At 39.8% G+C, this 21154-nt stretch carries 16 protein-coding genes; 11 read left to right on the top strand and 5 right to left on the bottom strand.

The window, feature by feature from the left end; all coding sequences use genetic code 11:
• Positions 1-413: 413 nt before the first annotated feature.
• The 4 genes from AB6N04_RS02410 to AB6N04_RS02395 are packed head-to-tail and all read right to left on the bottom strand — an operon-like array spanning position 414 to position 5196.
• Positions 414-1553, bottom strand: a complete 1140-nt coding sequence (locus AB6N04_RS02410) for a PLP-dependent aspartate aminotransferase family protein (protein ID WP_369310334.1) — start codon at positions 1551-1553, stop codon at positions 414-416.
• 24 nt (positions 1554-1577) lie between these two features.
• On the bottom strand, positions 1578-2573 hold the full coding sequence (locus AB6N04_RS02405) for a D-cysteine desulfhydrase (RefSeq protein WP_369310333.1): 996 nt from the start codon (positions 2571-2573) through the stop codon (positions 1578-1580).
• Positions 2574-2589: 16 nt separating this feature from the next.
• Positions 2590-4014, bottom strand: a complete 1425-nt coding sequence (locus AB6N04_RS02400; RefSeq protein WP_369310332.1) for a Na+/H+ antiporter NhaC family protein — start codon at positions 4012-4014, stop codon at positions 2590-2592.
• 36 nt (positions 4015-4050) lie between these two features.
• On the bottom strand, positions 4051-5196 hold the full coding sequence (locus tag AB6N04_RS02395; RefSeq protein ID WP_369310331.1) for a PLP-dependent aspartate aminotransferase family protein: 1146 nt from the start codon (positions 5194-5196) through the stop codon (positions 4051-4053).
• Positions 5197-6549: 1353 nt separating this feature from the next.
• Here AB6N04_RS02395 and AB6N04_RS02390 point away from each other — a divergent pair.
• The 9 genes from AB6N04_RS02390 to AB6N04_RS02350 all read left to right on the top strand — a co-directional run bounded on the left by AB6N04_RS02390 (position 6550) and on the right by AB6N04_RS02350 (position 17696).
• Positions 6550-7680 (top strand): M20 family metallopeptidase, encoded by a 1131-nt coding sequence (locus tag AB6N04_RS02390; protein WP_369310330.1) that lies wholly within the window; start codon positions 6550-6552, stop codon positions 7678-7680.
• A 24-nt stretch (positions 7681-7704) separates the two neighbouring features.
• Positions 7705-9141, top strand: coding sequence for a YfcC family protein (locus AB6N04_RS02385; protein ID WP_369310329.1), 1437 nt, complete (start codon positions 7705-7707; stop codon positions 9139-9141).
• Between the two features lie 261 nt (positions 9142-9402).
• Positions 9403-10776, top strand: a complete 1374-nt coding sequence (gene dbpA, locus AB6N04_RS02380; protein ID WP_369310328.1) for an ATP-dependent RNA helicase DbpA — start codon at positions 9403-9405, stop codon at positions 10774-10776.
• Positions 10777-10943: 167 nt separating this feature from the next.
• Positions 10944-11987 (top strand): ABC transporter substrate-binding protein, encoded by a 1044-nt coding sequence (locus AB6N04_RS02375; RefSeq protein ID WP_369310327.1) that lies wholly within the window; start codon positions 10944-10946, stop codon positions 11985-11987.
• Positions 11987-12700 carry a substrate-binding domain-containing protein gene (locus AB6N04_RS02370; protein WP_369310326.1) on the top strand — a complete coding sequence of 238 codons (714 nt, stop codon included), beginning with the start codon at positions 11987-11989 and terminating at the stop codon, positions 12698-12700. The genes AB6N04_RS02375 and AB6N04_RS02370 overlap by 1 nt, the downstream gene beginning before the upstream one ends.
• 132 nt (positions 12701-12832) lie before the next feature.
• The gene (gene codB / locus AB6N04_RS02365) at positions 12833-14080 is read left to right on the top strand and encodes a cytosine permease (RefSeq protein WP_369310325.1); all 1248 of its coding nucleotides are present in this window, start codon (positions 12833-12835) and stop codon (positions 14078-14080) included.
• The gene (locus AB6N04_RS02360; RefSeq protein ID WP_369310324.1) at positions 14073-15365 is read left to right on the top strand and encodes a cytosine deaminase; all 1293 of its coding nucleotides are present in this window, start codon (positions 14073-14075) and stop codon (positions 15363-15365) included. The genes codB and AB6N04_RS02360 overlap by 8 nt, the downstream gene beginning before the upstream one ends.
• Before the next feature lie 444 nt (positions 15366-15809).
• Positions 15810-16973 carry a cyclopropane fatty acyl phospholipid synthase gene (cfa, locus tag AB6N04_RS02355; protein ID WP_369310323.1) on the top strand — a complete coding sequence of 388 codons (1164 nt, stop codon included), beginning with the start codon at positions 15810-15812 and terminating at the stop codon, positions 16971-16973.
• Positions 16974-17159: 186 nt separating this feature from the next.
• Positions 17160-17696, top strand: a complete 537-nt coding sequence (locus AB6N04_RS02350) for a GNAT family N-acetyltransferase (protein WP_369310322.1) — start codon at positions 17160-17162, stop codon at positions 17694-17696.
• A 36-nt stretch (positions 17697-17732) separates the two neighbouring features.
• Here the strand turns inward: AB6N04_RS02350 and AB6N04_RS02345 are convergent, their stop codons facing one another.
• Entirely contained in the window at positions 17733-18359 is a 627-nt protein-coding gene (locus tag AB6N04_RS02345; protein WP_369310321.1) for an SDR family oxidoreductase, read from the bottom strand.
• A 501-nt stretch (positions 18360-18860) separates the two neighbouring features.
• On the opposite strand from AB6N04_RS02345, the gene AB6N04_RS02340 reads away from it, so the two are divergent.
• Both AB6N04_RS02340 and AB6N04_RS02335 read left to right on the top strand, forming a co-directional pair.
• The gene (locus AB6N04_RS02340) at positions 18861-19607 is read left to right on the top strand and encodes a Slam-dependent surface lipoprotein (protein WP_369310320.1); all 747 of its coding nucleotides are present in this window, start codon (positions 18861-18863) and stop codon (positions 19605-19607) included.
• A 79-nt stretch (positions 19608-19686) separates the two neighbouring features.
• Positions 19687-21138 (top strand): surface lipoprotein assembly modifier, encoded by a 1452-nt coding sequence (locus AB6N04_RS02335; RefSeq protein WP_369310319.1) that lies wholly within the window; start codon positions 19687-19689, stop codon positions 21136-21138.
• Positions 21139-21154 lie beyond the last annotated feature (16 nt).

Raw genomic sequence — 21154 nt, 5'->3', positions numbered from 1 at the left:
AGGGAGTTTCAGACTGCTGACAAACATAACATGTTTGGCGGCAGGGTGGATAGGTTTTGAAAGAAAACAAGGAAAATCAATATATTGATTTTCGCCTAATAACACAAAGTAGGAAAAACCACGCTTTTATCCCACTTTGTCAACAACCTTAAACTCCCTAATTAAATATTAGGGAGTTCGGTTTCGTTAAAGATGTTTTGTAGGAATACGGCAGTATCCGCTAAAAAGCAATAAGCTGATTTAAATCAGGGATAAACGAAGTATTATAGACTCCCTGTTAGGTATGCGGTGTAACATCTTCTGGTAGCATTAAAACAGGTCAGGACTGTTCTTCCTTGCCACAAATATACACTAACTCTTTTCGTGGTTTTTCAAAGACTATATAACAAGCCCTATAAAACCTAACCTTCAGATTATAATCTCGATAATGCATTATCTAAATCCGCTAATAAATCGCTAATATCTTCACAGCCAACAGAAAATCGTAGTAATCCATCCGTCACACCTTGCGCAATGCGCTCATCTTCAGGAATACAGGCATGTGACATCATCTTAGGGTAAGAAATAATTGATTCAATTCCCCCTAAACTGACGGCAACTAATGGAATACGGATCGCCTCTAAAAATAACTTCACATTTTTTTCATTACCTAAGTCAAACGAAACGACCATTCCGCCATTTCTAGATTGTTGCATATGAACATGGTGATTTGGGTGTGAAGGTAAGCCCGGATAAAATACTGTTTTTACTTTAGTATGCTGGTTAAGATATTCTGCAAGCATTTGCGCATTTTCACTAGAGCGTTCAACACGCATAGCCATCGATTTTAATCCACGCATTGTCAGCCAACTATCGAATGGTGCTGCAATGCTACCTATAGCAACCGCTGATTTGTGTAGCCACTTTGCATATTCAGCATTATTTGTCGCTACCGTCCCTAAAATAACGTCACTGTGACCATTGATAAATTTAGTGGCACTATTAATTGAAAAATCAATTCCCAGTGAAATAACATCCGATAATAGCGGCGTCATAAATGTATTATCACATATCGTAATGAGATTACTCTTTTTCGCTAAATGAATAACCCCATGTAAATCCGTTACCTGTAATGTTGGGTTAGACGGGGTTTCAATATAGAATGCTTTTGTATTTTCTTGTATTGCGTTCGCATAGTTTTGTGGCTTTGTTGCATCAACAAACGTCACTGAAATACCATAACGTGGTAAAAATTCCGTCATTAATTGATAAGTGCCACCATAAATATTTTTGCAGGCAACAATATGATCACCCTGACTGAATCCTAATAAAACTGCACTAATTGCAGCCATACCTGATGAAAAAACCTCAGAATATTTGGCATTTTCAATTGAGCAAAGAGCTTCACTTAGTGCGTCACGTGTTGGATTTGAAAAACGTGAATAAATATATGCGTAATTTTCTTCGATATTACTTTGTGAATAAGTTGATGATTGATATAACGGAATAGATGAGCTTCCCGTATATTTATCCGTCATTGGATAACCGTGTATAACTTTGGTATTAATCTTCATAGGTACATCACATTTTAAATAGGTTTAAATACTTGCGACATGGATTTCAGGATACGCAAATAAAGCGGGTGAACCACCAGTATGAATAAAAAGAATTGGCTGATTGCCTTCTATTGATTCATTTAAAATATTATCAATTAACCCGGCCATCGCCTTACTGGTATAAACAGGGTCAAGCAAAATGCCCTCTTTTTGTGCTAATAACTCAATCGCCTGTTGCCCTTTGTTATTCGGTGCACCATAAGCTGGCAAAAAATATTGATCCCATAATTGCACTTTCGGAAAATCAGTAAGGTTTAATAATTCGCCAATTTCATTTTGTAATTTTTCAATTTTAGGCTGTTGCTGTTCAATAGTACGTGAAACCGTCACACCAATAACGGGCGTTTGGGGTAGTATTGTGTGTAACCCCATCGCCAAGCCTGCTTGTGTACCAGCACTACCTGAAGCAACAATCACAGCAGCAAATTCAACATTATTTGTTTTTTGCTGTACAATTTCCACGGCACAATTAACATAACCAAGTGAGCCAAGCGCGTTCGACCCTCCTACAGGGACGACATATGCATTTTCTAGGTTCAACGACTCAATGAGTTCTTGCATCTGTGCATTCGGATCAGTTAATTCTGCACAAAAATAGCAGCGGGTATTAAATAAATCCGTCAGTAGCTTATTGCCATTGTTTAAATAAAGGGAATTCCCGCTTTGTAGTGGGTTCTCCAATAAAGCGACACATTCTAAACCATACATTGCTGCAATCGCCGCCGTTTGACGAACATGATTTGATTGTATCGCGCCAGCAGTCACTAATACTCTGGCTTTTTTCTGTAGCGCATCTGCAATAATAAACTCTAACTTACGTAGTTTATTGCCCCCCATGGCTAGGGGGGTTATGTCATCACGTTTAATATAAATATCACGACTAAGATATTCAGAAATATTATTCAATTTCATCAATGGCGTTGCAGTGTGTAATAAATCAATTTTTGCTATTGATGAAAGTCTTTCTTTTATATTCATTTGAATTCCTCCTCTATTAATATGTAAAACCTAAATAGAGGTAAACCATGAGAGCAAATGCGGCTGTTACTGTGGCATAAGGCATTTGAGTTCGAATATGTTCAATATGGTCACAATCTGTTGCCATAGAGGCCACGATCGCGTCACTCGATATTGGTGATGTCATATCCCCGTATATTGATCCTGCAATGGCGGCACCAATCATATATTCCACAGGCATTCCGACAGAAATACCTAGCTGCACACCAATTGGGATCATAATCGCAAACGTTCCCCACGATGTCCCTGTTGCTAATGACATCACCGCACTAATTAAAAAGATAAATCCAATTGAGAATGCAGGGGAAATGACACCAGACGTGACTTCCGCAATATAAGCTCCTGTATTCAAATCGGAAGAAACAGTCCCCATTAAGAATGCTAAGATCATAACTGAGCTGATTTTCACCATACTCGCGTAACCGATATATAATTCTTTAAAGAAACTTTCAATATTTAAAACACGACGAGCTAAAAACCACACAAATGATACTAGAGTTCCAAACATGACTCCCCAATATACGGATGTTGAACCGCTACCTTTACTGAAATCCCCATTACCAGTGATATATAAAGCAATAGGCACCATTAATACTGTGGATAAAATAGGAATAAAGAAATTCAAAGAGGTATGGCAATTTGGGTGTTTAATAATTTCTTCATCATCCTGTTCTGTATTTTCCGCAGCTAAAATAGTTAACGATTCTTCATGTGCTCGCAATTCTGCTTTTTTCATTGGGCCCCAAGCGAAGTTGGAAAAAATGTAAAATAGAACTGAAGCTAAAGAAAACCATGCCATGATATTAAATACCATCGAGCTCGCTAAAATTTCAAAGGGCTCACCAGTAATAAAACCTTTTGATATCTGAACACCAATCACCCCCATCATCGCTGCTCCCCAGCCGTTTATCATGGCCGATGAACATACAGACACACAGGATGTTTGCACGATATATGACATTTTTTCTGGCGATACACCATAATTTTTCGCTAGGGTTTTTGTCGAAGCACCGGCGATTAATTGATTAATTGAACTTTCAATAAAAATTAATGAAGTAATAATCATCGCCATTAATTGAACAGCTTTTCTATTTTTTATTAGTTTCGTTTTATTGGTCAATAACCTAACGAGAGATCTAACCCCTCCCGTGACAACAACAAGGCGCATAATACCGCCTATCATGACCATAAATAAAATTGTTTTTGTATTTCCCGGTGAAGCAAAAGTATTAATAATTCCATCAAGCGTTCCGTTAATTCCTAATAATATATTATGATCGTTAATAACGGTAAACCCAACTAATATTCCCAATAATAAAGATAATATAACTTGGCGTGTAAAGATGGCTAAAAGTATCGTAACCAGTGGAGTGACAATGGTCCATATTCCATAATCATTCATGGGATGCTCTCTTATTATAGTTTATTGTGATTTTAATTAAGATAATGCTTTTTCTAAATCATTTAATAAGTCATTAATATCTTCAATACCTACAGATAAACGTAATGTGGTATCGTAAACATGAATACTTTCTCTTTCTTCTTTGGTCATAGAACCGTGGGACATAGTGGCTGAATGGTTAATCATGCTTTCCACACCACCAAGAGATTCTGCTAACACAAAATAAGTCACCTTAGATAAAAATGTTTTGGTCGCTTCAATATCACCTTTTAATTTGATTGTCACAACTGCACCACCTGTTCGCATTTGTGTTTGACATAATTGATATTGAGGATGGGATGGTAAGCCTGGATAATAGACGTGTTCAATTTTTGGATGCGTTACTAAATATTCGGCAACTTTCTGTGCGTTACTGCATTGTGCTGACATACGTAATGCCAATGTTTTTAAGCCTCGTAATGCGAGGTATGCATCAAAAGGAGAAGCAATTGCACCGAGTGTGGTTTTCAGAAAATCAAGACGGCTGGCAATATCTTCACGCTGAGTGATCACCGCCCCGCCAATTAAATCAGAATGACCACCTATATATTTACTTGCTGATAACATCACTATATCAGCCCCTAATTCCAACGGTTTTTGGTTCCAAGCTGTTGCAAAAGTATTATCCACACAGGTTAAAATGTTATTTGTTTTAGCTAATGCGCAAACTGCTTTAATGTCTACTAACTCTAATAAAGGATTAGTTGGGCTTTCGATCCAAATTAAACGAGTGTTACTCTTTATTTTAGATGCGATCTCTTTAAGATTATTTAAGTCGACATAATCTATTTCGTGCCCACAATTTTCAGTTGCAATGCGTTCAAATAAACGGAAAGTTCCCCCATAAACGCCTTTCATTGCAATAATATGGGAGTCTTTTGGTAGTAAGTTTAATACTAAACTTGAAGCTGCAACCCCAGAAGCCGTTGCTGTTGCATAGATCCCACCTTCAATTTCGGCTAATAGAGTTTCATAAGCATAACGTGTTGGATTACTGCAACGGGAATAACAATATTCTCCATGCTCCGTTAAACTTTGTTGAACAAAGGTACTAGCGGTTGTGATTGCTGGGAAAATAGCATGATTGACAGTATCTTGCTGTTTCCCACCATGAATTAAAACTGTAGCAATATTCTTAGTCATTATAAAAACCCAATCATAGAATAATAAAAAAGCGTGTATTTATATTTGTTGCTAAAAGAAATATGCCATAGAGAAATAGAAAACTTTTTCTAAAAATCGATGACTTTATACAAATTTAGAGAAAAATTTTCTAAATCAAAGAAAAAACCAATAAAATACAATTAGTTATATAATTACAGTGAAATGAGTGAGCCGTCACAATATTATTATTTAGTTTATCAAGATACACTTATTAGACAGTAAACAGCCTTTAACATATTAAAATTAAACAATAATTGTATCTTAAACGTTAATTGTATTGCTGATCATTGTGAACAGTGGTTATAACAATCATGATTGATATAATAGTTTTATCTGTAATTACCCATATACTTTCTAGCTGTTTGCTACTTAACCACTCAATAGTAGAAAGTTATTCTCTTTAGTCGTTTAAGCTCTGCTCTATGCTTACATAAGCTGATATATAAATAGACTACAGCAACATTGAACTTTAAGAACAAAAATTAACCAATGAGATACCGATAAAACAGCTAAAATCAACCGTCAAAAATGCCCCTGCCCATTGGTGTTTTTCTAATGATTATTCCTGCTCAGTTATTGGAGATCTAACCTATTCTCCAACGTTATTTATGAAAATAGATGATATTTTATTATGATTAGAAACGGCGTACCCATTTTGCTTTAATAAGTTGCCTAATACAAACCTCACTCATTGATCAATATATATTCAATTTAAACATTAAAAACCATAAAGTTTATTATGTTTATTACATGAGAGAAAAATAACAAGAGTTAAATAGAATTTTTTTGTCACGAAATATGTATATATTATATAAACAAATCAAATAAAATCGAATCAAAAAACTGGTGACGTAAAACAAAAAACCAAAATAAAAAAATACTTAATAATTTATGGGGAATGATTAGATTTATTTGATTATTTTAAGTTAGCCCTTTGATGTCAATACATAACATGAATATCAAATAATCATCTTGTATCTAATTTATTTAATATGGTAGAGTCGAAAAGTACTTACAACAGTAAGTATCCTGCGTATTAGCCTTACACAAGATAGTGAAAGGATATATTGAATCATTAAATTAGGTTAAGTTAGCTTTGACATTAAGAAAATCACAGGGACGATAAAATGCTTATAAAAATTATTAAATTATTTTAATTGAATAATTGCAGTTAAGATTTTCTTATAGTGCAGTACATATTCATTTCATTTAAAGAAAAAGAATATTGTTTATATTGCACTTATTCTGTCCATTATTTTCTAATGGAATGACTTGCATAGAATACAATAAAAATAGCTAAATTACCGTCAAACACAATATTAGGGATCCATTATGACTAATCAATTTTTAGTACATGAACCTGCCATGTTAAAGTTACTGGAACACGTCGTAAATATTGAATCAGGCTCTTATGATAAGGCTGGTGTCGATAATCACGCTGCCGTTTGGTGTGAGAAATACCGTGAAATGGGGTTTGAAGTTGAAGTCATTGAAAACGAATCTTTAGGCAATAACTACCGCATTTATTATCCTTCCGTGAAGGCTGAGATCTTAATTTTACTGCATTTAGATACCGTTTTTCCTAAAGGTACTGTTGCAGAGCGCCCATTTAGAATCGAAGGTGATAGAGCCTATGGTCCTGGTGTCATTGATATGAAAGGCAGCCATGTCATGGTGTATCAAGTCATGAAACAGCTGTATGACAACCAAGACACTCGTTATAAAAATATAGAGATCTTACTGAATTGTGATGAGGAAATCGGTTCTATTTCATCCCGTAGTGTCATTGAAAAATGTGCTCTGGGCAAACGCTATGCACTTGTAATGGAACCTGCACGTGCCAATGGTGCTATTGTTAGCGCACGCCGTGGCGTAGGTACCTACGTACTGAATATCGAAGGAAAAGCCTCACATTCAGGAATAGCGCCTGAAGCAGGTATCAGTGCCATTCAGGAATTATCTTATAAAATCCAAAGCTTACATGCCCTATCAGCTCACGACCAGGGTTTATCCGTCAATGTTGGTTTAATCTCCGGTGGAACCTCAGTCAATACCGTTGCACCAAATGCGCGCGCAGAAATCGATGTGCGGATCTCCTCAGATGAACAAGGTGTTGAAATCGATAAAAAAGTTAGAGAAGTATGCAGCCAACCTGTATTGGACGGTATAAAGCTAACGTTAACCGGGGGCATTAACCGTCCACCGATGGCAAAAACTGACGAAAGCAGCGTACTTATCGATATTATCAAGCAAGAAGCTACGCAATTAAATATCGAGCTAATTGATGTTTCAACCGGGGGTGGCTCAGATGCCTCTTTCACTGCGGGTGTCGGCACAGCCACTGTTGATGGTTTAGGGCCCATCGGTGGCTACCAACACAGTGATAAAGAATATTTAGAAATTCCATCACTAACTGAACGAGCTCAGTTATTTTTCAATGTATTACAACGAATTACACAATAAATAATAATCCAACAGGATAATAATATGGCAACAACGTCAACAAACACAACACCACCCAAAAAACGCTCAGAAGGCTTAAATCCTTACGTTTTATTGTTTTTCATTTTAGTTATCGCAGGTATTGCCACGTGGATCGTTCCCGCTGGGCAATATGCATCAGAAACTAAAGTTATAACCATGGTCAAAGATGGTATTGAAACTAAAGTTTCTAGCTCTTATACCATTCCGGGTAGTTATGAGCGTTTGCCAGAACAACACGGTATTTTGCCGGGGCAAATTTTCACCTCTATTGCAGATGGCTTAATTAAAGCTGCACCAATTATCTTTTTAATTATTTTTACTGGTGGTGCACTGCATCTTCTCGAAGAAACAGGAGCCATTAAAAAAGTACTGAATAATATTTCACGCAGTAAGAAGCTCAATGATTTCTTATTAATTACAATATTTTTTGTGGTGTTTTCTATTTTAGGTACCACTGGTATTGTCGTTAACTCAATTATTGCATTTGTTCCTATTGGGTTATTAGTCGCAAAGTCCGTTGGAATGGATGATAAATTTGGTGCTGCGCTGGTTTATGTTGCTGCCTATTCAGGATTTAACGCCTCAATTATGGCACCAATGACAGTTGGTTTATCACAAGGTTTAGCCGATGTTCCACTGCTTTCTGGCCTTGGTTTTCGGATGGTTATTTATATTGCCTTTGTTATCGCTGGTATCTTATTTTTAACCTTCTATACCAAGAAGTGCCGTAATCAAGGCATGGTGCGCCCAGAAATTGCCATTGATGATGCAGAGCAGCAAACTTCAAAAATTTCTGCCTTGCATATCATTACGTTATCTTTTAGTGCATTCTGCTTAATCGGCTTTATCTTCGGTGCCGTAGAATGGGGCTGGGGTGAAAAAGAGATGATGGCGATGTTTATCATCTTAGGTGTTGGTGTGGGCGTGTTAAACCGTATGTCGCCAAATACCATTGCAACGGGCTTTTTAAAAGGCTGTGCGGGCATGGTCGGTGGGGCATTTATCGTTGGTATGGCGCGTGCAATTGCTATTGTGTTATCTGATGGCATGATCTTAGACACCATCGTTAATGCAATTATTTCGATGATGGATGGCTTACCAAAAACCCTTTCAGCGTTATCAATGTTTGCAACTGCTGCCATTATGCACTTCTTTATTTCTTCCGGTTCGGGTGAGGCCGCAGTATTAGTGCCAATCTTTACCCCTATGGGCGACCTATTAGAAATCACCCGCCAAACTACGGTACAAACCGTTCTATTAGGGGAAGGCGTGGTGAACTGCATTAACCCAACATCTGGGATCCTAATGGCGGTACTGGCTACGGCGAAAATCCCTTATACCAAGTGGGTGAAATTTATCTGGCCATTGGTATTTGCATGGATTGTTATTTCTATTGTGGCATTGGTTTATGCTGTAATGACCAACTTAGGGCCGATTTAATCCCTGAAGAATAACGTCCAAATAGACTAATACGACACCACCTTTTTGGGTGGTGTCAGACTGCTGACAAACCGATTAGGTTTGCCAGCAGGTTGGATAGGTTTTGAAAATAGCCTATTTAGTGCTCTTCGCATTGTTTATATCTAAATTCCTCTATAGCTTGCCTTTGTCGCCTTCATTAAGAATTAAAAAACAGACAGTACCCTGTAGGAATAGTATCATTGGCGCCATTAGCTCCTTTTTATTATTTGAGATTTTATTGTGACTTCATTTGCTGACCTTAACGCGCTAAGCGCAGAACAACTATCCAACCTACAAGAGTTAGGTTACCTCAGCATGACGCCGATCCAAGCGGCTGCCCTCCCCGCTATCCTTGCTGGGAAAGACGTTCGTGCGCAAGCCAAAACTGGTAGCGGTAAAACAGCTGCATTCGGTTTAGGTTTATTACAGCGTATAGATGCAAAATTATTTAAAACCCAATCATTAGTTTTATGCCCAACTCGGGAGCTCGCAGAGCAAGTCGCCAATGAGTTACGCCGCTTAGCCCGTGCAATCCCTAATATAAAAATACTCACTTTGTGTGGTGGCGTGCCTTTTAGCGTACAACGAGATTCCCTTGCTCACGGGGCCCACATCATTGTAGCGACACCGGGTCGTTTGCTTGATCATCTAAACCGCGAAACCGTTCAACTCGATGCATTACAAACCTTAGTGCTAGATGAAGCAGATAGGATGTTAGACATGGGGTTTATGCCTGACATTGAAACGGTAATAGATTATGCACCAATAAACCGACAAACCGTGTTGTTTTCTGCCACTTGGCCCGATGAAATTGCCCGTATTAGCCAACAAATTCAGCACGATCCCCAAACGATTGAAATCAATAGTGTTGATGAATTACCCGCTGTTGAGCAACAATTTTATGAAGTCTCTCGCCACGGTAAAATCGAATTATTACAACAATTATTAAGCCGAGAACAACCCGCTTCTTGTGTGATTTTCTGTAATACTAAAAAAGATTGCCAAGCAGTATATGACGCATTGAATGAAAGCAAACAAAGTGTTTTGGTACTGCATGGTGACTTAGAACAACGTGATCGTGACCAAACATTGATCCGTTTTGCAAATGGTAGCAGTCGCGTATTAGTTGCTACCGATGTGGCTTCCCGCGGGTTAGATATCAAAGCCCTTGAAATGGTTATTAACTATGAATTGTCGTGGGATCCTGAAGTTCACGTGCACCGTATCGGTCGTACCGCTCGTGCAGGTGAAAGCGGCTTAGCCATTAGCTTATGCGCCCCTGAAGAAGCCCAGCGCGCAAATGCCCTTGAAGAAATGCTGAATATGAAGGTGAACTGGCAATCCGCACCTACTGGTCTGCGTATTACTCCACTTGAAGCCACTATGGTCACGTTATGCCTTGATGGCGGCAAGAAAGCCAAAATACGCCCAGGGGACATTCTGGGTGCGCTCACTGGGGATGTGGGTCTTGATGGCGCGGATATTGGCAAAATTGTGATCCATCCTACTCACGCTTACGTGGCAGTAAAACGCGCCGTTGCTCAACAAGCATGGAAACACCTACAACAAGGCAAAATCAAAGGTAAATCAGTTAAAGCGCGATTACTAAAATAACCTTTGCCCTTCTCATTTAGCGTCTGAGCTTATTTGGACGCTAAATTTTTCTTTTTATTTCTTATTTAACATCAAGTTTGAACTCATTAATTAACCCAATGATAGTTGACCATTGAAATCAATCGCTATATAAATAAATTTATATCGAAATATTAGGTTATATCACAATGAAAAAATATCTTATTGGTTTTTTGGTTTTATCTTGCACATTCACTAGCCTAGCTGAGCGACAATTTATCGACCAATTAGGTCGGAAAGTAGTGATTGATGACCAAGTCGAGCGCGTTGCCGTCCTGCAACACCAAACGTTAAATTTACTGGTTCAATTAGATGCAACTGATAAAATCGTCGGGGTAATGGGCAATTGGCGCGAACAACTAGGGCAAAATTATGAAAGACTTGCTCCCGAACTGGTCAATATCCCCAATGTCGGTGATCTCAAAAGCGTCAATCTTGAGAGCTTAGTGCAATTGCAACCCCAAGTGGTGTTTGTCACCAACTACGCCCCGCAAGAAATGATTGATAAAATATCTCAAGTGGGTATTCCAGTGGTTGCGATTTCATTGCAAAAAGACAACAACAACACTGCCAAAAACAATGTCAATCCTGAGCTGGTTAACGAAGAACAAGCGTATAACGAAGGCTTAAAAGAAGGTATTGCGCTGATTGGGGATATCGTCAATAAACCCGACAACGCAAAAGCACTGATTAAAGAAACTTTTGATAGCCGGGATATTGTTGCTCAACACTTAAAGAATATCCCTGAAAATCAACGTATTCGCGCCTATATGGCAAATCCTGAGCTCACCACTTATGGTTCAGGGAAATATACAGGTTTAATGATGCAGCACGCAGGTGCAATGAATGTTGCCGCCGCAACTATCAAAGGATACAAGCAAGTATCCTTAGAACAAGTGATTAGCTGGAACCCTGAAGTGATTTTCATTCAAGACCGTTACCCAAGTGTAGTGGATGAAATAAGCAACGATCCTCGTTGGCAGGTGATCGATGCTGTTAAAAATAAACGCGTCTTTTTAATGCCAGAATATGCCAAAGCATGGGGCTATCCGATGCCTGAAGCGATGGCATTAGGTGAATTATGGATGGCAAGTAAGCTCTATCCACAAAAATTTTCCGATATCGATATTGATGCAAAAGTGAATGATTGGTATCAAAAATTCTATCGTATTCAATATCAAGGCAACCAATAATGCATATTATGGCGGCAGGCAGTCTGCGTGATGTATTGACTGCTATTTTAACGCATTTTCAATTAGCGAAAAAACACGAAATAACCTGTGAGTTTGCCCCCGCAGGTTTATTGAGGCAAAAAATTGAGTCCGGTGTACATTGTGATCTTTTTCTCTCTGCGGATCAGACGCACCCTTTTGCCCTAGTAGAACAAAACATCGCCTATGCCAGCCAGCCTTTTATTACCAACCGTTTGGGGATCACCACAACGGCACGACTCGCCGAAGAATACCCGAATTGGCTACAGTTACTCAGCATCCCAGAGGTGATCATTGGTACGTCTACGCCACTCGATGACCCTTGTGGCGACTATGTTGTACAGCTATACGACAAGATCCGCCTGAATCACCCCCTCCTTGCTAAGGAGCTCCAAGCGCGTACTCGCCATTTAGTGGGGGGAAAAAACAGCCCCACAATCCCTTCAGGTCAATTAGCTTCCCAATGGTTAATCAGCACCCATCAAGCTGACTTATTTATTGGTTATCATCACTATCAACAAAAAATAGCAAAAATCCCCACCCTCGCCACGCTCTCAATTCCAGATCACGATAATATTCAAGTAATTTACGCGATGGCACTCATAACAAAAAAAGCAGAAATTTTCGCAAATTACCTATTACAGGTTGAATCACAAAAACTTTTTATTGAACATGGTTTTACTTCGCTAGGATAAATCAATGAAAAAACCAATTTTAATTAAATAAATTAAAAATATTTAACAGTATACGAAAACGTTTGCTTTTTATTTTGATGGCTATAAAATGCGTCGGATTTTTTGGCCTGAGAAAAATAACTGGAGACAATCGTGCCTGAAGATAACAATTATAGTCATGGCCCCGTGCCCATATCCGCGCGAAAAGGCGGACTAGCATTAACCTTTGTGATGCTAGGTTTAACGTTCTTTTCCGCCAGTATGTGGACCGGAGGCGCTCTCGGTACCGGTCTTAATTTTCATGATTTCTTCCTCGCAGTTCTCATTGGTAATCTTCTTCTTGGTGTCTACACCGCATTTCTTGGTTTTATTGGTTCAAAAACTGGCTTAACTACTCACCTCCTCGCACGCTACTCCTTCGGTATTAAAGGCTCATGGCTCCCTTCATTTTTGCTTGGCGGCACACAAGTCGGCTGGTTTGGTGTTGGTGTTGCGATGTTTGCTATCCCTGTTGGTAAAGCCACAGGCTGGGATATAAATTGGTTAATTGGTATTTCAGGTATTTTAATGACCGTCACCGTATTTTTCGGTATCTCCGCGTTGACGATACTTTCTATCGTCGCAGTACCAGCTATTGCGATTTTGGGAAGTTATTCTGTCTACCTCGCTATCACCGATATGGGGGGAATAAGTGCCTTGCAAGCCGTGGTACCGACAAAACCTATCGATTTTAACCTTGCACTGGCTATGGTAGTCGGTTCGTTTGTCAGTGCTGGAACCTTAACTGCGGATTTTGTTCGCTTCGGCCGTAAACCCAAAGTTGCCGTTTTAGTCGCCTTAGTGGCTTTCTTTCTCGGTAACTCATTAATGTTTATTTTTGGTGCCGCAGGGGCCGCATCACTGGGAATGGCAGATATTTCAGATGTGATGATCGCCCAAGGTTTATTATTACCTGCAATTATCGTTTTAGGTCTAAATATTTGGACAACCAATGATAATGCCCTTTACGCCTCAGGCTTAGGCTTTGCCAATATCACCGGGTTGTCCAGTAAAACCTTATCCGTTGTGAACGGGGTCGTCGGTACGCTGTGCGCATTATGGCTATATAACAACTTTGTGGGCTGGCTGACTTTCTTATCTGCCGCTATTCCGCCAATTGGTGGGATTATTATTGCTGACTATTTGATGTATCGTCACCGTTATGACACGTTCGATCGCAGTAAAATGCGTGATGTCAATGTTAGTGCATTAATCGCCGTGGCGGCGGGTGTGATCGCAGGGCATTGGTTACCCGGCATTGTACCTGTTAATGCCGTACTTGGTGGTGCTTTGTGTTACGCTGTACTAAACCCTTTATTTAATCGCCGCCGTGCCACTGATTCGGAGATGACTCGTGCATAATCAAACAATTAAACATATCCTAAATGTCCGCTTACCAGAGCGTGATGGTTTATGGCGCATCGATATCGACAATCAAAACATTACGGCAATAGTGCCGCAAGTTCCGGGAGAAATACTGCCTGATAGCCTAGACGGTGAAGGTGGACTTGTTTCAGCCCCTTTTGTTGAACCCCATATTCACTTAGATACGACCCAAACTGCGGGACAACCAAGCTGGAACCAATCTGGCACGCTGTTTGAAGGGATTGAGCGCTGGGCTGAGCGCAAAGCCATGCTCACACACAATGATGTGAAAGAGCGAGCTTGGAAAACATTGAAATGGCAAATTGCTAATGGAATTCAACATGTTCGCACTCACGTGGATGTATCTGATGCCACGTTAACGGCATTAAAAGCGATGCTTGAAGTGAAACAAGAAGTTGCCCCGTGGGTAGATTTGCAAATTGTCGCCTTTCCACAAGAAGGCATTATGTCTTATCCAAATGGTGAAGCGCTCCTTGAAGAAGCTTTGCGACTTGGTGCTGACGTCGTTGGTGCTATTCCTCACTTTGAATTCACCCGTGAATACGGTGTGGAATCGCTACATAAAACCTTCGCATTAGCTGAAAAATATGACCGTCTGATTGATGTTCATTGTGATGAAATTGATGATGAACAATCACGCTTTGTGGAAACCGTTGCTGCGCTAGCCCACGCCAAGGGCATGGGTTCTCGTGTCACTGCAAGCCATACTACAGCAATGCATTCTTATAATGGCGCTTATACCTCCCGTTTATTCCGCTTACTAAAAATGTCGAAAATCAACTTTGTAGCCAATCCGTTAGTGAATATTCACTTACAAGGACGATTCGACACCTATCCAAAACGTCGCGGTATTACTCGTGTTAAAGAAATGCTAGCCGCTGATATTAATGTCTGCTTTGGTCACGATGATGTTTTCGACCCGTGGTACCCACTTGGCACAGCCAATATGCTGCAAGTCCTACATATGGGGTTACATATTTGCCAATTAATGGGGTATCAGCAAATCAATGATGGACTGAAATTGATTAGCGAATACAGCGCTCGGACACTGAACTTACAAGACTATGGCGTTAGCGAAGGTAAACGGGCAAGTTTATTAATTTTACCCGCCGAAAATGGTTTCGATGCCGTCCGTCGTCAAGTGCCTGTGCGTTACTCTATTCGTGATGGTCGCGTGATAGCCAATACCCAACCTGCGGTAACCCAAATTCATCTGGCAGAAACAGAAACTATCCGTTATGGCTATTCTCCACTCGTTTAATTATCGATAATTAAACTAATTAATCGCGCTCAATGAAAATTTGAGCGCTATTTTCCATTCAGATTATCTGCAAATAAAAATAGCCATCTATCCATCTACAACCCTTTAAAATACCATATAAAAACAGTATTCATCTTGTTGTCATCTGTTTGCACTAAACTAAAAATCTCATGTTCTAAAGGAAATTCACTCCTTCTTTTAGCTTATTTTTGGTGATAAGTGCCTTTTATGTTAGTTAAATGTAATTTTGATTGAAATTAACACTGAAGGTTTTATATTTTTTAGAGAGTTATATGAAACTGGATTTGAGCTTTATTTATAGCAATAATAACGCTAATACACTGTCTGCCATGCAGTGGTGGTCAATATTCCTGTTTTGCTGTACCGCGAATACGTCACAAATAAAGTTCTCTGAATCCCACTTTGCTAAAAATTGGAGATCAGATGAGTACTGAACATGCTGTTAATCAAAAAACCTCTGTCGATTCTTGGAAGCGCATTGTTAACGAGCTACTAAGCGAGACTGGCATTGAAATTAATGGTTCCCAACCTTTCGATATTCATGTCCATAATGACCAATTTTATAAACGTGTCTTACAACAAGGCTCCATTGGGTTGGGAGAAAGTTATATGGATGGTTGGTGGGACTGTGAGCGCTTAGATATTTTTTTCCATTATGTATTACGCCATGGGCTCGATAAAAAACTGCCACATAATTTCAGGGATACACTGAAAATTGCTATGGCTCGCATCCGTAACTTACAGACACCAAAACGTGCACGTATTGTTGGTGAAGAGCATTATGACCTAGGCAATGATTTATTTTCACGCATGCTTGACCCTTATATGCAGTATTCTTGTGGTTATTGGAAAGATTTAGAGAATCGCCCCGAAAATTTATCATTGGCGCAAGAGCAAAAATTAAAGCTGATTTGCGAAAAGCTGCAATTAAAACCGGGAATGCGTTTGCTTGATATTGGCTGTGGTTGGGGTGGACTGGCGGCTTTTGCTGCAAAACATTTTTCTGTGTCAGTGACTGGTATAACGATTTCCGCTGAACAGCAAAAATATGCACAAACACGCTGCTCAGGACTTGATGTGCAAATTCTTCTCGAAGATTACCGTAATTTATATGATCAATTCGATCGTATTGTTTCCGTTGGTATGTTTGAACATGTTGGTCCGAAAAACTATGCCACTTATTTTGATGTCATAAAACGAAATTTAAAACCAAATGGCTTATTTTTGTTACATACCATTGGCTCCAACCAAAATAAAGTGAATGTCGATGCATGGATCGACAAATATATCTTCCCAAACGGCTGCTTACCGTCATTGCAAAATATTGGTGATAGTAGTGAAAATAAATTAGTGATGGAAGACTGGCATAATTTCGGTGCCGATTACGATAAAACAATTATGGCTTGGTATTCACGTTTCCTAGAAGCATGGCCTGAACTGGAAAAGGATTATACCCCACGCTTTAAACGAATGTTTTCTTATTACTTGAATGCCTGTGCTGGCGCTTTTCGTGCTCGTGATATTCAGCTATGGCAAATATTATGGAGTCCACAAGGTGTCGAAGGTGGGCTAAGAGTCGCGCGGTAAATCCTCAATCTGCGATAAAAAAGCGAAAGGCATAACAACCAAGAGTTTAACCCATTTATTCTTGATGCACTTCGCTTAATAAATGTTTTTTATGTTTGATGATGCACATCTAGCACGCAAAACACCACTTATTGCCGATAAATTTCTTACAATCAAGGGACTTAAAAAACACATTTAGATACTTTTATGACAATTCAATATAGGCAGTGTCACACATCACAGCTTGCTGATAATGAAAAAGAAACCTTGTTCGATATGTTATTTGTTGCCTTCGACGGTGACTTCACGCGAGATGACTTTGAACACTCATTGGGGGGCATGCACGTTTTTGCCTATGATCAACATCGTATCGTCGGACACGTCGCGGTTATTCAGCGCCATATGGCTATCAACGATAAGCCGATTTCTGTAGGTTATGTAGAAGCGATGGCGGTATTGGAAAATTACCGCCGTCAAGGTATTGGACGTGAATTGATGTCTAAGACAAATACAATCATCGCCAATTGCTACCAACTTGGCTTGCTATCAGCCTCTGACGAAGGATTTAATCTGTATCAATCCCTTGGTTGGAAAGTGTGGAAAGGCAGATTATTTGAGTTACGCCAAGGTGCCTATGTTCGCTCTGAAGACGAAGAAGGTGGAGTGATGGGATGGTCAAAAGATCCTTCCATAGCGTTTACTGACGCCTTGTATTGCGACTTTCGCGGTGGTGATCAGTGGTAATAGCTTTAATCTCAGGTCGATAACCATAATTTCGCCTTATTGACTGACGGTAAGATCTGGCTGAATAAGGCTATAAATTTGTTTTTTCAATATTGTTTGCGTCGCCAGTTGATAAACCTGTTCGGCGACATCGGCCCGCATCACTAATCCATGGGCTTCAACGTGTTGCTGTAAAATTGCCTTCCCTGTAGCTTCACCATGCAATAACCCGCCCGGTCGGACAATTGCGAAATCAAGGGAACTGGTTTGCAACCAAGATTCAGCCAAGGATTTTTCCCTTACCGCTTGCCCGAAAGCAGCCCTTGCACGCAAAGAGAGGTAAGGCCATGAATCCCCACAACCTAATGATGTCACCAATACCATACGGGAGATCCCCGCCTGTTCTGCACAATCAATTACCGTACGATGCGCTAAATAATCTTGCGAACCTCCCATGGTCGAAATCACCGTGGCACTCGTGCCCGCTGCTTGACAAGCAGCGGTTACCACTTGGCTATCACACGCATCCCCTACAACAACGTGAACACCTTGTAATGACAACTTTTCAGCCGTTTCCCTGTTGCGCACCACCGCCACAGTTTGCTGCTTATTTGCAATTGCAAGTTGAGCAATCATACTCCCTACGCCTTTCCCTCCGGCACCAAAAAGTAGCCACTGCGCCATAAATTAACCTCGTTATTCACTAATCATTAAACTCTACGCTAGCAAATTATTTTAAATATAAATACCTTTCATTTGGCTAATACCATCCGCTAAATTTAAACTCGCCTTATTTTTCTCTCTATTAGTTCGTGTAATCCCTCATCACCATACCCAGTATCAAAACAAATAACCATCAGTAATTCTAATGATTAAGCTGCAAAAATGATTCATATTCAAATCATTAAAATGTGATTTATTTAACATTTCTATTAAAAAAATAATTGGCAACTAACGATAAAAGATAACTAAACCCAATAAAAAACAGCGTAACATCAACAAGTAACAGTTAGCAAAAAAACTCTATTACATTGATACCCCTAAATATTTTAATGTTAATGCGAATAATTATTATTTGCTTTTACATTATTATTTGTTTTAATGTGCGATAAACTATATAGCCATCATGATGATTTAAATTAGCCGTAACATCTTTATTTCCTTTAATAAAAATGGAGTATTTCGATGAAAAAGTTAAATATTATCGCTCTAGCTTTCGTTACTTGCGGAATGTCTTTTGGTACGTTTGCTGCGGTGGGCTCAGGTCAAAGCCAAGATTTCAATACCAATGCCCCCTCTATTAAAGTTGGACCAACTGAAGGCAGCGCGGGTGGTCATGGTGGCGCAATAGGTGACCCAGGGATTGGTGTCCAATCAGTACACAATGGAAAAATTATCTCCTTCTCAGGCTTAACCAAAATGGCACCAAAACAATCTGGAAACGAGGCACATGTGATTGCGATGCCTAACAGTGGCGGAGCACATAATAAGATGGGGGTGTTTAACTTTGCCCAAGTAGCTGATGCAGAAGTTTATTTTGGGGAGTGGTCATCAACAGGTGCAGCAACTGATACAACACATACCGCGTATTATTCAGGAAAAGATATCACGACAAATATGCCAACGGCAGGCACTGCGGAATATTCCGTTAAAGGTATCAACCAATACAGCGGTGGCGCTATGGCGACAGGCACCCTAACCGCAAACTTTGGCACCAAATCATTAGCGGGGAACATTGGTGCAACCAATATTGATGCCACCATTAAAAATAATGCCACCTTCGTAGGAGATGCAACACTAAATGAAGCTGTAGGTAAAACTCGCGGTCATTTCTTTGGCGACCAAGCCAAACATATTGCGGGAGTGACTGAGTTTAGTGACCACAGTAAAGACATGGCGTTTGGCGGAAGCCGTGGGAATATCGCGCAATAATCCATAATTTCGCCTTTATCATCAACGGTGAAAATGGATTTTGCTGTTGATGACAAACTTTCAACATCGAAACTGACCTATGCGATATTCTTTTTTATTACCATTCGTCCTTATAACGAGCTCTTTATCTGTATTCTCAGCCAATATCGATATCGACCGCGAACAATTGTTATGGCAAAAAGATAGGCAGAGTTACCGCGATAAAAGCGCTCAGTTACCCGATGACAGCCAGCCCCTACTCTCTGATAGCTTGTCCATCAACTTTAATGGGCAAATTTACTCCCTTGAAAATAATGTTCAAGATCTTGGGCAAGCCATTTATCTGGCCATAAACCACCGTCAATTTCAGGACGTACAGCGTTTATTAGTGCGTTATCAAGCCTTACCTGATGCGGATCCTTTATTAGTGTTGTTTGCTAAAGCTGAAGTGGCAAAATCACAAAAAAAATATTCGCAAGCGATTGATTATTACCAGAAAATCCTAGAACGTTCCCCTAAATTTTTACGTATTAAATTAGAACTGGCTCGCACCTATTATGAAGATAACCAAAACAGTGAATCATTGGCTCTATTTAATAACCTGATTGATGATAAAAATTTAGCATTACCTGCAAGTGTCCAGCAAACCATCCAACAGTTTATTGACGCGATTGAAAACCGAATATCATGGACGGGAAGTTTATCACTTGGTTATAAATACAATAGTAATATCAACCAAGTACCAGATAAAAATACACTGTGGGAAACTCCAAGCGGCACATGGAAAATGGCCGACCCGATTTCTGCTTCCGGCTTATCCTTTGATGCCAGCTTAAGTAAAATTGTACCTATTTCAGGGCATCATTCCCTACAAGTCAAAGGAACAACCTATGGAGATCGTTATCCTCATGAAGGGGAATTCAGTGAGAATACCACCTCATTAGCCACCTTATATCGATTTAATAATGCCAATAGTACTTTTTCTGTCGGTCCACAACTTGAATTCAAAACAGTGGACGGAAAAGGTCGATACCATGGCATAGGAGGGCGAATCGATGGTGACTACCAATTTACTTCCCGTTTCATTCTGACCGCATCTGCTGATCACCAACAACTTCACTACCAAAAACCCTATAACAGCGCAGATGGTAGCCGTTCCAGTTTACATCTCACAGGGATTTATGGCCTAACAACGGAAACTTCACTGTTTTTAGGGGCTGATACGACTCGCGTCAAAACAGAAGTTCGCAGCGATGATTACGAACAATTAGGTGTTCGCACAGGTTTTTTTAGCATGTTAACTCCTGATATCCATTTATTAGCTTTAGCCACCTATCGGGAAAGCCAGTTTCAAGATTTTAACGCCATGTTAAATGTGAAACGTCACGACCGTGAAACTATGTATTTTGCACGGCTCAACTTTCCTAACTATTCATTCTTTACGTTTACCCCTTATACCAGTTACCGCTTTCGCGATAACCGCAGCTCGGCTGATGTGCTCTACTCCTATCATCAGCACGAAATTTCTATCGGGGTTGAAACCCGATTTTAAGTGTTATGGCATAGAG

It is taken from the genome of Providencia rettgeri (assembly GCF_041075285.1).
GTDB lineage: Bacteria > Pseudomonadota > Gammaproteobacteria > Enterobacterales > Enterobacteriaceae > Providencia > Providencia rettgeri_G.
The sequence above is the reverse complement of the archived record's forward strand: the minus strand, read 5'-3'. Positions and strand labels throughout refer to the sequence as shown.

Coding starts and splice junctions, on each gene's coding strand:
- AB6N04_RS02410 (WP_369310334.1), bottom strand. CDS start 1,553: ATGAAGATTAATACCAAAGTTATACACGGTTATCCAATGACGGATAAA.
- AB6N04_RS02405 (WP_369310333.1), bottom strand. CDS start 2,573: ATGAATATAAAAGAAAGACTTTCATCAATAGCAAAAATTGATTTATTA.
- AB6N04_RS02400 (WP_369310332.1), bottom strand. CDS start 4,014: ATGAATGATTATGGAATATGGACCATTGTCACTCCACTGGTTACGATA.
- AB6N04_RS02395 (WP_369310331.1), bottom strand. CDS start 5,196: ATGACTAAGAATATTGCTACAGTTTTAATTCATGGTGGGAAACAGCAA.
- AB6N04_RS02390 (WP_369310330.1), top strand. CDS start 6,550: ATGACTAATCAATTTTTAGTACATGAACCTGCCATGTTAAAGTTACTG.
- AB6N04_RS02385 (WP_369310329.1), top strand. CDS start 7,705: ATGGCAACAACGTCAACAAACACAACACCACCCAAAAAACGCTCAGAA.
- AB6N04_RS02375 (WP_369310327.1), top strand. CDS start 10,944: ATGAAAAAATATCTTATTGGTTTTTTGGTTTTATCTTGCACATTCACT.
- AB6N04_RS02370 (WP_369310326.1), top strand. CDS start 11,987: ATGCATATTATGGCGGCAGGCAGTCTGCGTGATGTATTGACTGCTATT.
- cfa (WP_369310323.1), top strand. CDS start 15,810: ATGAGTACTGAACATGCTGTTAATCAAAAAACCTCTGTCGATTCTTGG.
- AB6N04_RS02350 (WP_369310322.1), top strand. CDS start 17,160: ATGACAATTCAATATAGGCAGTGTCACACATCACAGCTTGCTGATAAT.
- AB6N04_RS02345 (WP_369310321.1), bottom strand. CDS start 18,359: ATGGCGCAGTGGCTACTTTTTGGTGCCGGAGGGAAAGGCGTAGGGAGT.
- AB6N04_RS02340 (WP_369310320.1), top strand. CDS start 18,861: ATGAAAAAGTTAAATATTATCGCTCTAGCTTTCGTTACTTGCGGAATG.
- AB6N04_RS02335 (WP_369310319.1), top strand. CDS start 19,687: ATGCGATATTCTTTTTTATTACCATTCGTCCTTATAACGAGCTCTTTA.